At 51.1% G+C, this 13621-nt stretch carries 10 protein-coding genes; 8 read left to right on the top strand and 2 right to left on the bottom strand.

All coding sequences use genetic code 11. From position 1 onward, the window contains the following. Window positions 1–383: 383 nt before the first annotated feature. The 5 genes from HNR77_RS29635 to HNR77_RS29615 all read left to right on the top strand — a co-directional run bounded on the left by HNR77_RS29635 (window position 384) and on the right by HNR77_RS29615 (window position 6348). Window positions 384–2192, top strand: coding sequence for a rhamnogalacturonan lyase (locus HNR77_RS29635; RefSeq protein WP_221444052.1), 1809 nt, complete (start codon window positions 384–386; stop codon window positions 2190–2192). Between the two features lie 530 nt (window positions 2193–2722). Further along, complete coding sequence (locus tag HNR77_RS29630; protein WP_184191638.1) at window positions 2723–3808, top strand: sulfate ABC transporter substrate-binding protein; 1086 nt, start codon at window positions 2723–2725, stop codon at window positions 3806–3808. Window positions 3809–3958: 150 nt separating this feature from the next. Continuing rightward, window positions 3959–4801 carry a sulfate ABC transporter permease subunit CysT gene (cysT, locus tag HNR77_RS29625; protein WP_184191635.1) on the top strand — a complete coding sequence of 281 codons (843 nt, stop codon included), beginning with the start codon at window positions 3959–3961 and terminating at the stop codon, window positions 4799–4801. Between the two features lie 193 nt (window positions 4802–4994). Then, entirely contained in the window at window positions 4995–5876 is an 882-nt protein-coding gene (cysW, locus tag HNR77_RS29620; protein WP_184191632.1) for a sulfate ABC transporter permease subunit CysW, read from the top strand. Window positions 5877–6105: 229 nt separating this feature from the next. Continuing rightward, window positions 6106–6348: a YezD family protein gene (locus HNR77_RS29615; RefSeq protein WP_184191629.1), complete on the top strand. Its 243-nt coding sequence runs from the start codon at window positions 6106–6108 to the stop codon at window positions 6346–6348. A 1367-nt stretch (window positions 6349–7715) separates the two neighbouring features. On the opposite strand, the gene HNR77_RS29610 is transcribed toward HNR77_RS29615, so the two are convergent. Further along, window positions 7716–8636, bottom strand: coding sequence for a hypothetical protein (locus HNR77_RS29610; protein WP_184191626.1), 921 nt, complete (start codon window positions 8634–8636; stop codon window positions 7716–7718). Window positions 8637–9161: 525 nt separating this feature from the next. On the opposite strand from HNR77_RS29610, the gene HNR77_RS29605 reads away from it, so the two are divergent. The 3 genes from HNR77_RS29605 (at window position 9162) to HNR77_RS29595 (ending at window position 12743) form a co-directional block, all read left to right on the top strand. Next, window positions 9162–9575, top strand: coding sequence for a GNAT family N-acetyltransferase (locus HNR77_RS29605; protein WP_184191623.1), 414 nt, complete (start codon window positions 9162–9164; stop codon window positions 9573–9575). Between the two features lie 281 nt (window positions 9576–9856). Continuing rightward, complete coding sequence (locus HNR77_RS29600; protein WP_184191620.1) at window positions 9857–10489, top strand: NAD(P)-dependent oxidoreductase; 633 nt, start codon at window positions 9857–9859, stop codon at window positions 10487–10489. A gap of 574 nt (window positions 10490–11063) precedes the next feature. After that, window positions 11064–12743 (top strand): NAD(P)H-hydrate dehydratase, encoded by a 1680-nt coding sequence (locus tag HNR77_RS29595; RefSeq protein ID WP_184191617.1) that lies wholly within the window; start codon window positions 11064–11066, stop codon window positions 12741–12743. Between the two features lie 698 nt (window positions 12744–13441). On the opposite strand, the gene HNR77_RS30035 is transcribed toward HNR77_RS29595, so the two are convergent. Further along, window positions 13442–13621, bottom strand: a 180-nt coding sequence (locus HNR77_RS30035) for a hypothetical protein (RefSeq protein ID WP_221444051.1), incomplete at its 5' end; no start/stop codon positions are given.

Here is a 13621-nt window from a genome sequence, read left to right as displayed (position 1 = left end):
ATACCGTTGCCGTTGTTCTCCCATCTGGACACACCTCCGTTAGTCTTATTATCCTTCTGTCCGTTAACGGGTGTCCACTTTTTATTCTAGCTCCACTGGGATCGTTAAAAATTAAAACGGTGAAATATCACCCAAATAGCGTTTCCTGAAATCGTTAGAAATTTCGATCTACCTATAGATGGAATTTTATGAATAATTTATAATTAAGTAATTAAAGCGCTTACACAAATCTGCTGTAAGGTATATTGCGATATTACTCATTCTAGATGCGCTACAGGGCATTGGGCTTACCAATTCAATTGGGGAGGCAATGAAATATGGGACAATTTTCGTTATGGAAGCGCACATGGCGGACAATTGGCATGACACTTCTGGGCTCGGCGATGCTTGTGATTTCGCCTGGTTTGAATCACATGCCTGAAGCACATGCAGCGGGTCCGAGGCAGATGGAATTTCTGGATCGCGGCGTTGTCGCGGTAAAAACAGGGAGTGGTGTATTTGTCAGCTGGAGGCTGCTCGGAACGGAGGGGTCCAATGTGGCCTTCAATGTGTATCGGGATGGTGTGAAAGTGAATGCATCGCCCATTACAGGCAGCACCAATCTTCAGGATGCGGGCGGGACCAACAATTCGAAATATACGGTTCGTGCCGTCGTTGGCGGAACGGAGCAGGCTGCGTCTGCAGCTGCAAGTGTGTGGGGCAGCAATGTTTTGACCGTGCCGCTGCAAATTCCTGCTGGTGGAACGACACCGGATGGCGTGGCCTACACTTACAGTGCTAACGATGCGAGTGCAGGTGATCTGGATGGTGATGGTCAGTATGAGTTGATTGTGAAGTGGGACCCTTCCAACTCCAAGGACAATTCACAGAGCGGTTATACTGGCGAAGTATTCATTGATGCCTACAAATTAAACGGTACTCGCCTGTGGCGGATCAGTCTGGGCAAAAACATTCGTGCAGGCGCTCATTACACTCAGTTTATGGTGTACGATCTCGATGGAGATGGCAAGGCCGAGGTTGCGATGAAAACAGCGGATGGCACCCGCGATGGCACAGGCACGGTGATTGGAGATGCCAGCAAGGACTACCGGAATTCGAGCGGATATGTGCTATCCGGGCCGGAGTTCCTGACCGTCTTCAACGGACAGACGGGCAAAGCGATGTCCACGGTAAACTATGAACCGGCACGCGGCAATGTCTCGGATTGGGGAGATAATTACGGCAATCGGGTCGATCGCTTTCTCGCAGCCATTGCTTATCTGGACGGTGAACGTCCGAGTCTGGTTATGGCCCGTGGATATTACACGCGAACGGTGCTGGTCGCTTACAACTGGCGGAATGGACAGCTGTCCAAGCTGTGGACCTTCGACTCCAACACCTCCGGTAATTCCGGGTATGCCGGACAAGGGAACCATAATCTGAGTGTGGCTGACGTGGACGGGGATGGCAGGGACGAGATTGTATACGGCGCGATGGCTGTGGACGATAACGGGAGAGGATTGTATACGACCGGATTAAAACATGGAGATGCGATGCATCTGAGTGATCTGGACCCGGACCGTCCGGGGCTGGAGGTGTTTCAGGTTCATGAGACCCCATCCAATGCAGGCATATCGTTCCGCGATGCGGGCACAGGTCAGCTTATCTGGGGAATCAAAACGACAAAGGATATTGGGCGCGGTATGGCAGCGGATATTGATCCAAGGTACAAAGGTGCTGAAGTGTGGGCAGACGGCAGTCTGTACACAGCCAAAGGTCAGAAGCTGGGTTCAACGCTTCCTTCTTCCACGAACTTTGGCATCTGGTGGGATGGCGATCTGCTGCGCGAACTGCTGGACAGCAATCGGATTGATAAATGGGATTATGCCAACGGCAAAACCATAAACCTGCTGACCGCTTCTGGCGTATCCTCCAATAATGGCACCAAATCAACACCAAGCTTGCAGGCCGATCTCTATGGAGACTGGCGCGAGGAGGTCGTATGGCGTACGAATGACAGCTCGGCTCTGCGAATATACACCACAACGGCCCTTACAGACAAACGCATCTATACCCTGATGCATGATCCGGTATACCGCCTTGGCATCGCCTGGCAAAATGTAGCCTACAATCAGCCGCCGCACACCGGCTTTTATCTGGGTGAAGGCATGAACCCGCCGCCGGTGCCCAATATCCGGTACGCGGGCAGATAAGGAAAGGCGGGGGAAGCGGCCCGCTCCCAGTCTTTAAATATGAACAGCGAAGTTTTGATGAGCTTCGCTGGAGAGAACAACGAGTGCTGGTTCGTTGTTCTTCTTTTTTTCAAAATGGTGGATTCGGTAAAAAGCTTTTAAATGGAAATTTGGTAAAAAGCTTCTGAATGGAAATTCGGTAAAAAGCGGAAAAAAGGTTTGACAGTCCTATAGACTGCCTTTATTATACGTATATAACTTACTAAACAGGTAGGAATAATTTAAAATGGCTGAGTTTTTGCATAATCGGTCATGACAGACAGATGATGAATTTGAACATTTGAACAGCATAACGTTCTCACCGTATGGACGGAGGAACACCGCAGCGCATCTTACCGGATGAAGCATACACGGCCTTGGGGTCGGCATGACTTGATGAAGGAGGGAGCGTGCAGGGGTTCCTCTGTCTTTTTGCTTTTTTTCGGGGCGTTCTGCTGTTCTGCCGACCTGTAGTTGATCACGCAAATCTATATCGGGGGGAGTGTACGTTGATGAAAAAGAGAGTTCATAAGGGTATTCTGGTTGGGTTGGCACTGGTGTTAACAGGGGTGCTGGCGGCTTGCGGATCGGATAGCGGAGGATCAAGTACAACAGGTGCGGCGACGGGAACAGGAACAGATGGAACGAAGGAAGGCGGCAAAGCGATTGAACTGCTCAACGTCTCCTATGACCCGACACGGGAACTATATGAGGAATATAACAAGGCATTTGCGGCGCATTGGCTGAAAGAGAAAGGTCAGGAAGTGACCATTAAACAGTCTCATGGAGGTTCGGGCAAACAGAGCCGTTCCGTCATTGATGGACTGGATGCAGATGTGGTGACGCTGGCACTCGGCTATGATATTGATGCGATTGAAGATAAAGGTTTGATTAACGCAGGCTGGCAGGATAAATACGAGCATAACAGCTCACCGTACACGTCCACAATTGTGTTCCTGGTGCGCAAGGGCAATCCGAAGGGCATCAAGGACTGGGACGATCTGATCAAAGGAGACACCCAGGTCATTACACCGAACCCGAAGACATCGGGCGGAGCGCGGTGGAACTATCTGGCGGCATGGGGTTACGCCCTGAAGCATAACAACAACGATGAGGAGAAGGCAAAGCAGTTCGTGGCAGAGCTGTTCAAGCATGCGCCTGTGCTGGATTCGGGGGCACGCGGGGCAACGACAACATTTGTGGAACGAGGTATTGGCGATGTGCTGCTGGCTTGGGAGAACGAGGCATTCCTGTCGGTAAAGGAGCTTGGGCCGGATAAATTCGACATTGTTCTGCCTTCGATCAGCATTCTGGCAGAGCCTCCTGTAGCGATCGTTGATAAAAATGCAGACAAAAAAGGAACCCGGGACGTGGCGGATGCTTATTTGAAGTACCTTTACAGTGAGGAAGGGCAGACGATTGCAGCCAAAAACTACTACCGTCCTACGCTGGACAGCGTGAAAGCTCAATTCAAGGATCAGTTTCCGCAGCTGGAGCTGTTTACGTTAAAAGATGTATTCGGAACGTGGCGGGATACTCAGGCCAAACATTTCAATGACGGAGGCATCTTTGATCAGATCTACGTACCGGGAAGCTAGATAACGTTGCTCAAGTCAGGGACTGGAGCGGAAGAAGGAATGACAGGACCAAAAGTTACTAAAGCAAAAAAGCAAAAAAGTAAAAAGCACTAATTGCGCTGTACGCAGCCAACCAGCCCTACCGGCTGACGGCAGAGAGGATGAATAGGCATGAGCAAGGGAAATGCGGTCCGGGCAGCAGGACGTACATTACCGGGATTCGGGTTGTCGATGGGATACAGCGTGCTGTATCTGAGTCTGGTCGTATTGATACCGCTGACCGCACTGCTTTTTAACTCTACGGGATTGACCTGGGGAACCATGCTGGAGGTAGCCTCCAATCCAAGGGTGCTGGCGTCGTTTCGGGTCAGCTTTCTGACAGCGGGCGTAGCGGCTTTGATTGATCTTTTTCTGGGCCTGTTACTGGCCTGGGTACTGGTTCGCTATCATTTTCCGGGCAAAAGGTTATTTGATGCCGTTATTGATCTGCCCTTTGCGCTGCCGACAGCGGTTGCCGGGGTAGCTTTAACGGCAATCTACGCCGGAAATGGCTGGATCGGGCAGGTTTTCGAGCCGCTGGGCATCAAGCTGGCATATTCTCAGGCGGGTATAACTTTAGCACTGATGTTCATCGGAATCCCGTTTGTCGTACGGACGGTGCAGCCCGTTCTGGAGGAGCTTGAGGCTGAAGTGGAGGAGGCTGCGGCGACGCTCGGTGCAGGGAGATGGAGAATATTTCGTACGATTCTGCTGCCTGATCTGATCCCGCCGCTGTTGACCGGCTTTGCATTAGCTTTTGCCAGGGGTATAGGCGAGTATGGATCGGTTGTGTTTATTTCGGGCAATATGCCGATGAAAACAGAAATTGCCCCGCTGCTCATCATGTCCAAGCTGGAGCAGTTTGATTATGCAGGTGCTACTGCTGTTGCTTTATTGCTCTTGCTGATCTCATTTATCTTGCTGCTGATCATCAACACACTGCAGCGCTGGAGCCGGAAGGCGGGTAGAGTGTGATTGTGATTAAGGCAGGGGAGAAGAAAAGGGATGAGATGAAAGAAAAGAGAAGATCAGAGCTGATTAGGGCAGAAAACAACAGCATTTCATAATAACCTCACGTCCTGTTGTGCGGCTTGCCTGCTCAGAGCAGCCCGGACGGGATATACCGCCGCTCCACGGCACACTCATCTAATCTGAAGGAGGCTATTACATGGCAGGGTCTGTCCCTCTAAGTCCGAATCCTGTTCCACCTGTAACAAGGAGCCATGGTACAAACCGTGCAACCACAGAAGCACCATGGGTAAAATGGTCACTCATCGGACTGGCAAGTCTCGTCCTGTTATGGCTGCTGATTCTTCCGCTCGTCATTGTGCTTATGGAAGCTTTGAAACAGGGCTGGGGTGTCTATATCGCTGCGCTAACTGAGCCGGATGCATGGTCTGCACTGAAGCTGACCCTGCTCGTCGCTGCGATCACTGTTCCATTGAATACGATCTTTGGTGTAGCTGCCGCGTGGCTGATTACTAAATTTCAGTTTAAAGGCAAAGGCCTGCTGATTACACTGATCGACCTGCCCTTTTCAATTTCGCCTGTTGTAGGCGGTCTGATCTTTGTTCTGGTGTTTGGTTCAAATGGATGGTTTGGCCCATGGCTGTCCGAGCATGATATCAAAATTATTTTCGCGCTGCCAGGCATTGTGATTGCAACGTTGTTTATAACATTCCCTTTCGTGGCGAGAGAGCTGATCCCGCTCATGGAGGATCAAGGCACCCGGGAAGAGGAAGCGGCCGTAACGCTGGGAGCCTCCGGGTGGCGCATCTTCTGGAGTGTAACACTGCCTAATATTAAATGGGGCTTGTTATATGGTATTATTTTGTGCAACGCTCGTGCTATGGGGGAGTTTGGAGCCGTGTCAGTGGTGTCCGGGCATATCCGTGGAGAAACAAACACACTGCCGCTGCACGTTGAAATTTTGTATAACGAATATCAGTTTTCGGCTTCCTTTGCTGTGGCATCGCTGTTGTTGATTCTGGCCTTGGCTACGCTGCTGCTCAAAAGCTGGCTCGGACATAAAGCCATCTCGGAAAAGTGAAGAGAAGGGGCGCAATGCTCTTTAATCCTAGCCTGATGCTTTAACCTGGATGACAGTATGTCAAAAAAAAGATGTTGGCTCATATTCTTAAAAATTCGGATTGACAGCTAATGGAAGCCCTGCTAATGTATAAACCAAGTATATAGGTTGGATAAGAATGGATTATAAATCTTAGATTGAAACGATAACAATTATTGCGGGTAATGACCCGAGAAGGGGAGGCGGCTCTATGGCTAAGCCGTTAAAAGTGGATGAGGTATGGATGGACCGCATTGCCGGACAACTGAATGACATGGAGTTTGGCTCGCTGCACATCGTTGTGCACGAAGGACAGATTGTGCAGATGGAACGAACCGAGCGCAAGCGTTTTGAGAATACATCCTCAAGCGGCGTCTCCAAATCGGGCAATGCTGCCCGAAGCAGTTCCGCGCGTTCTTCGCTTCGTGGGTCAAACGCAAGTGCCAAGGGGTAAAGAAGCAGCAACCAAGGAATAAGATCGAATGAACCGAACCCAATGCAGCAAGCCAAGGAAGTAAATCGAATGAAATGAACTCAATGTAGCAAACCAAGAAGCAAATCAAATGAAGCAAACCAAATGAAACCAAGCAAGAAACTTCATACAGCAAACCAGATGAGCCTGACTGGATGAATTGAACTAAATGCGTTAACTAAATGCATCGACTAAATACGTTAAGGCAAGTGATCATACAGGATGCAGCAAACCAAATCAGCCTAAACGAATGTGGTAGATATATTTAACGCTGAAAAATAACAGGCAGAAATATATGACAGATGATGATAAAAGGCCGGACTTCAAGTCACTGACGTGACCAGAGTAGAGCCTTTTTTTGTTGTGAGGACGCTGAATATTTCCTGTTGAGGGCTCGAATGGATACGTTTACCGATACATTTCCTGATGCTCCACATAGCTCTTCGAATCATCATTCAGCTAACGAATCCCAGAGACGTTAAATGGACCAAAAACAGCCCTGAAAAAATCTAACGATTCACAGCAACGCTATTGTACCATAATATGGTAATTTAGGGCGTTTTTCTGTTCAGATTGCCCAAATAACGTTACTAGGAATCGTTAAAATGGATCATGCCTGATTTATCGCAAAATAAGGTCTGTGGGAATCGTTAGCGCTGATGAAGAAGCGATAGCTCAAGCACAACCTCGAACTGAAGTAGCCTAATCATCTAGAACTGTCGAAGCTGCTAAAGGCTACCGTGAGAGTTAGGACGAAGCTAAAAAGTAAAGAAAGCAGCTGCCAAGGCTAGAGTCGAGCTAAAAAGTAGTGAAAGCTACCGTCAAGGTTACGGTGAGGCTAAAAGTAGAGAAAGCTTTCGCGAAAGTTAGGGTGAAGCTAGAAGTAGTGAAAGCCGCGCGAAAGTTAGGACCAAGCTAGAAGTAAAGAAAGCTGTCGCCAGAGTTAGGGCGAAGCTAAAAGGAGCGAAAACCCTACATCTACAGTTACTTTTAGTGGTGAAGGAGTCAAATTCCCAGACTAAAGCAACTGTCGTGCCAAGGCCGCAAGCTTTGGTTAAAACTACTGTCACAGCTACTTTCAGTGCTAAAGCCGAAGCCCCAATTTTTAAAGCGCCAGCTAATTCGTGGCCCTCTGTATTAGCACTTTCACTCCCGCTGCCTGAAATCCCGTTCTCGGGTGTCCGTTTCCTTTCATCTACTACTGTGACCACTATTCATCGTAATAGTCATAGTCACACTTTCCAATCAAAGGTGCATCAACTCTAGTGACGCCTTACTGCAATTAACCGTCTTTACACAGCAAAACGCCGTGCGCTTTGAGCAGCACACGGCATAAAGGATGAAGCGAGTTACTTGTCGGAACCTGATATGGCTCTGCGAGGAATGGTTGGATATATGTTTTCCTCTTCCACAGATTCGATTGTTGATGCAACTTCATGATCGTTGCTGATATCTTCGCTGCTGGTATGTCCGGCATAGGGACGTTCACTGCGGGAACGTGACCCGGTTAACCCGAAGCCGGAGGCAAACAGAATTAGCTGCAATGCAAGAGCATAAGGGGCTGCCTCAAGTCCGATCAGGTGAAGCAGTGAGCACAGCGCAATCAGCAGCGACAGCCATTTGATTATTGTGCCGGATGTTCCGCGTCTTGGACTGGCCCAGAGCAGATAGCCGTATACAATCGTAAGCATGAGGGAGACAGATTGCATCCAGGGTAAAAGTCCTTCCCAGGAATCCAGATGTATACCTTCTCTGTGAAGCTTGTTGAAGAAACTTCCGAGCAGCAGTGCAGTGGCCGCGAGTGCAGCAGGTTCAGCAGCCGGGCGAATAATGGTCCAGAGTGATCCGCCCCAGTGTACGGAGTGGGTATTCCGGCTAAGTTCCTCTGACAGAGCAGTGCATTCACGTTCCAGCGCTTTATGCATAAGAGCAAGTCTGGCAGTATCGTGGTCTTTGACGCAGTCCCGAATCTGGTCCTGAAGCTGCGGGGAGAGGCATGAGGCCGATTTGCAGGCCAGCATTGCTTTTAACAGCGTGTGATGTTCGTGTTCGGATGCTTCATATTTTCGCTGTTCCCAGATGGTGAGTTGTCCCAAAAGTTCTGTGCTTATGTATAATGTATCTCGTACCTGATGTATTCGTCGTTCCTGTCCTCTGCGGACCTCACTGGCCGACCACAGGTAAGCTGCCAGAAGCAAGGCAATCATTCCGATCAGTGCCGCTTCGGCACCCGGATATGGCGACAGGTTATCCAACCAATGTTGAAACACAATGTTTCCTCCTTTACCACCAACTTGACGTATTAAACACGTTCCACGCAAGCTTTCTCTCACTATTACACAGGAAGTCGATGAATTCAAGCAGATGGTGCTGCACTTGAAAAATTGAATGTAACAAAGGACAAGAATATTCCTATGACGACGCCCGTGATCTCGTAGAAAAGGGATGGCTGGCGGTCCGAGAAAGATGCTACTGAACAAGCTTGGACAATTTTGTGCAGGATGAGTTGCTGAAAAAGATTTCTTGTATCAGAGGATGATCCGGCTTATATTCCACCGATGTTACTATTGCAGTCCTGGCATAAGGTTAAGAGATCAGAAATTTAATTTGTTTTGGAGGCTGAAGATGAGAGGTTTGAGACGTAATATTGCTGTAATAACAAATATAAATCTCCTGAGCGATTAAAGCCCGGGAAATTTTCTTGTATAATGGAAAGCTATACAGGCGTATGAATGGAACGATATAACATTTTAACAGTGTATCAAAAGAGATTTCAGGAGAAAGGGGACCAATGGATGGATGAGGTGAAAATTGAACATGCACCGCCTGCTGCGGTGGAATATTTGGCGCTGCGGCAGATGGCCGGTCTTAGTCCGATGAGCCGGGAGGGAGCAGAGATCGGGCTGCCGCGCAGTTTATTCGCGGTATGTCTGCGAGAGGAAGATGTTCTGATCGGTATGGGGAGAGTTATTGGAGATGGCGGCTGTTTTTTTCAGGTGGTAGATATTGCGGTGCATCCTGATCTGCAAGGCAAGGGCTACGGAAAACTCATCATGATCGAAATTATGGATTATTTGCGTAAAGCCGTACCTCCGCGGGGGTTGGTCAGTTTGCTGGCGGATGTGCCTGCGGATCGTTTATACGCTCAGTTTGGCTTTGAATATACAAGTCCCAAGTCAGAGGGCATGTGGTGGAGGCAGGGAGACTAGAGACACAAGGAACGCGCAGCAATTGCAATGTCAAACAAAGGTTAGCCGCTGATGCGGCTTTTTTGGCGTGGAAAAGATGTGATATGGTGTAAAAGGAAAAGCAGGTGTGTAGATATCCCGAAGGTGTGGGCTGGAATAAGGAAGGTGAACTTGCAGTTTACAAGCAGGTCAGTACGGTTTAAGATGGCGTGAGCCGTTTAAGGTATATAACAACTGGATTAAGTATTAGAATAACGGTATGAATCAGATGAGATGACATCTATAGAAGAGAGGGAATGAATATGAAGGTAGCGATTTTTGGAGCAACTGGAGAGATTGGCAAGACGATTCTGTGGGAATTGATGGACCGTGGGCATGAGGTCACGGCCGTGGTACGTAACCCTTCCAAAGTCGAGATGGTCCATGAACGCCTGCGTGTAGAGCAGGGAGATGTGCTGAATCCGGATCAGGTCGCTGATTTTTCAGCCGGGCAAGAGGCGGTTGTGAGCGCTTATGGGCCTAAGTTTGGCGAGGAAGAGGAGCTGCTGGAGGTGACACGTTCCCTGATTGAAGGTGTACGCCGTGCAAACGCGGGGCGTCTGGTTGTGGTGGGCGGAGCAGGAAGCCTGCTGACTGATTCGGGCGAGATGCTGATGAATACACCGGGATTCCCGGAGGAAGTGAAGCCGCTTGCACAAGCTCATGCGGATGCTTACACGCTGCTGGAAGAGTCCAACATCCACTGGACCTACATGAGTCCAGCTGCAACGATTACGACAGGGCGGAGAACAGGTCAATTCCGAATCGGCATGAACCGTGTGATCACAGATGATCTGGGAGAGAGCACGATTTCGGTTGGAGATTTTGCCGCAGCATTGGTCGATGAGCTGGATGATCCGCAGTTTGTTCAGGCTCGTTTTACGGTGGGATATTAGGTATTAGGGGAGACCGTTTGGTTGAAGCCCCGGTATGTGTGAGCTGGTCGTGAGAGTGGAATCAGTAATTGTAAGAGTGAAACGTGTGTAAACGCGTGTATGAAGAGGATCATATAAATAAGCTGGCAGGACAGACCGAAATGCAGGTCGATATATAAGAGACGTGTAATAGTGGGCAAGGTAAGGTGGGCGTTTACAGGGGAGGTTAAGGAGGTTTGAAAGGGTACGATCTTTTCTTACTTTTCATGATCCAATCCTTGAGCTTACTGGGTACTGGGTATAGCCTTCCGTTTATCTGCTGTCATAACGCCACTTTCAAACCTGCATTCATTCCCTTACTCTCTTCCTTAGAGGCATGGCAGGTAAGTACAAATTATGTAACGGGAAGCAAGATGAGAATAATGGAATTGCAAGTTTAGAGTAGGGGGAATGTAAGGACGAGTAGAGAGGCGGGTTGTTGGGTGCACGGATGTTGTGACAGTGGAGTAAAATAACCTCGTTCTGGTCAGATTACCCATTCGTATGATGTGGGGAAGGCTGCAAGTCAAAGGCGGTTATTGAGGAGGGAACAGTGTTGTATATCGTAACGGCGGAGCAGATGAGGGCAGTGGACGAGTATACGATTCAACAGTTGGGTATTCCTGCGGTCAGCCTGATGGAGAATGCCGGAAGGGCTATTGCTGAAGAGGTAATCCGGCTGTGCCGGGAGAGTCGGCGCGGAGGTAGTGAGGGATCACATCGCCGACCTGATCGCGGCGATGTCATGGAGACGGGCCGGGCGCACACAGGGCCTGGCGATCGTGTGGGCAGCGGGGGCGACATCCTCGCCGATCCGGCGCTGATGATGTGGCATCCCGGTGATCAGCATTGGTACATGCTGATCGGCAAGGGCAACAATGGCGGCGACGGGTTGGTTGCGGCGCGCCATTTGGTTGAAGCGGGGCTGGGCGTAACGCTTGTTTACGCCGATGCCCCTGAGGCACTGCGGGGCGAAGCCGCCGTGCAAAGGGATGCCGCTGCGAAGCTCGGCATGCCTGCCGTTGTCCACGGGCGTGAAGCCGTGGACTTCAGCCGGTGCACAGGCATCGTGGATGCAATGCTGGGCACCGGCTCGCGGGGGGCGCCGCGCGGAGCATATGCGGCGCTGATTCGGGCGGCGAACGACAGCGGTAAGCCAGTCGTGTCCGCCGATGTTCCGAGCGGGCTGAATGCCGACACAGGGGAGGTGTACGAGCCCTGCATTCGAGCCCGGGTGACCGTATGCCTCGCGCTGCTCAAGCGCGGGCTGGTGCAGTACCCGGGCGCAGCTGCCGCAGGGCGCATTGTGGTGCGCGCCATCGGCATTCCTGCGCGGCTTGCGCCGGAGCATGGCCCCTCGGTCCGTCTGCTGACGGACGAGGTGCTGCGTGATGCGCTGCGCGTTGACACGGGCCGTCTCCGGGACCCGGACGGCCATAAAGGCACCTACGGCCACGTATTGGTGGCCGCAGGCAGTATGCCGATGAGCGGCGCAGGCCTGCTCTCGGCCAAGGCCGCGCTCCGCGCAGGGTGCGGGCTCGCCACATGGGCGCTGCCCGCGGCACTGCTGCCGCATGTCATCGGCACCGTGCCCGAGCTTATGCTTGCCGCTGTAGCCGATGGCAACAGCGGCGAATGGAACGCGGCCTCCGCCGCAGCTGTGCTGCGCCTTGCGGAGAGCCGCGACGTGCTCGCGACCGGCCCGGGGCTCGGTCGCTTCCAGAGCGACACCGACTGGCTGCACAGTCTGTGGCAGCACACGGATCGCCCGCTCGTCATTGACGCGGACGCCCTCAACATGCTGGCAGACGCAGGCCCGGATGGGCCACGCGCCTGGGGCCAGCGCAGTGCGGCGACGATCCTTACGCCGCACCCTGGCGAGATGAGTCGACTGCTGGGCATGTCGACCCTCGAGGTGCAGCGTGACCGAATCGGACACGCTGCACGGTACGCCCGCGAGCAGGGCGTGACCCTTGTGCTCAAAGGAGCCCGAACGGTCATCGCAACGCCTTCCGGCGAGGCGTACATCAACACCACCGGCCACGCCGGCATGGCAACGGGTGGCGCGGGGGACGTGTTGACCGGTATAATCGCCGGTCTGCTCGCCCAAGGGCTGAACGCAAAGCAGGCTGCCGCATTCGGCGTATACCTGCATGGGCAGGCCGCCGAACGGGCAGCGCTGCTGCGCGGCCACCCTTCATCGTTGCTGGCTGGAGATATCCTCGACGCATTGTGAGGCACATGCGGTTAACTTGCGTGCCAACCACATGAAAGTGTGTCACATGTCACTGTGGCATCTCCACCATAAACATATCAAGAAGGAGCCTGCCATGATGTGATGGACGGGCTCCTTCTTGATATTCTAAATAAAGTTACTGTTGAAATACCGATTCTGTTGCCTGCCTTAAGCAGCCTCAAACAGAGCCAAGCAGCATCCAACAGCCTCAACAGCACCAAACATTATACTCTTCACTGCCTAAGTAGAAACCGAAGCTCTAGCATTTCTCGTCTAACCGGTACAAGTCCATCCCACTCAAGTCACTCGAACCCAGCTCAGCACAAGTCCATCCCACTCAAGTCACTCGAACCCAGCGCAGTACAAGTCCATCCCACTCAAGTCACTCGAACCCAGCTCAGCACAAGTCCATCCCACTCAAGTCACTCGAACCAAGCGCAGTACAAGCCCATCCCACTCAAGTTACTCGAACCAAGCGCAGTACAAGTCCATCCCAATCAAGTTACTTGAACCAAGCTCAGCACAAGCCTCGCCGTAGTCACACTATTCGAAACTAACCTTGATTCGTCCGTGGCTAAGACCTGAAAATGAAAACAATTTCGCCGCGGCCAGAGATGAGCCTCATACAAATCCTCATTTTTCACCTTGAAAAATTCTAACGATTCGTAGAAACCTTATATGGAGTGTTTTCGCTACTTTTAATTTCTAACGATTTCAGGAAACCTTATTTCAAGTATTTCACATGAAAACAGGGTAGTTTCTTTGATTTCAGGGGAAATAAGCTCTCTGGGAATCGTTGCTATGAACATTTTTGTCAAGCCCAGCACCATATGCTGCGATTTCTTCGAAGCCCTAAGCGCGGGGGTCCATATGCGAGC

This window comes from Paenibacillus sp. JGP012, assembly GCF_014203995.1.
Taxonomy (GTDB): domain Bacteria; phylum Bacillota; class Bacilli; order Paenibacillales; family Paenibacillaceae; genus Paenibacillus; species Paenibacillus silvae.
This window is presented reverse-complemented; position numbering and strand designations above follow the sequence as displayed.

Excerpts from the sequence above, each read along its gene's own strand:
- HNR77_RS29635 (WP_221444052.1), top strand. The coding sequence starts at position 384 with ATGCTTGTGATTTCGCCTGGTTTGAATCACATGCCTGAAGCACATGCA.
- HNR77_RS29615 (WP_184191629.1), top strand. The coding sequence starts at position 6,106 with ATGGCTAAGCCGTTAAAAGTGGATGAGGTATGGATGGACCGCATTGCC.
- HNR77_RS29605 (WP_184191623.1), top strand. The coding sequence starts at position 9,162 with ATGGATGAGGTGAAAATTGAACATGCACCGCCTGCTGCGGTGGAATAT.
- cysW (WP_184191632.1), top strand. The coding sequence starts at position 4,995 with ATGGCAGGGTCTGTCCCTCTAAGTCCGAATCCTGTTCCACCTGTAACA.
- HNR77_RS29600 (WP_184191620.1), top strand. The coding sequence starts at position 9,857 with ATGAAGGTAGCGATTTTTGGAGCAACTGGAGAGATTGGCAAGACGATT.
- HNR77_RS29630 (WP_184191638.1), top strand. The coding sequence starts at position 2,723 with ATGAAAAAGAGAGTTCATAAGGGTATTCTGGTTGGGTTGGCACTGGTG.
- cysT (WP_184191635.1), top strand. The coding sequence starts at position 3,959 with ATGAGCAAGGGAAATGCGGTCCGGGCAGCAGGACGTACATTACCGGGA.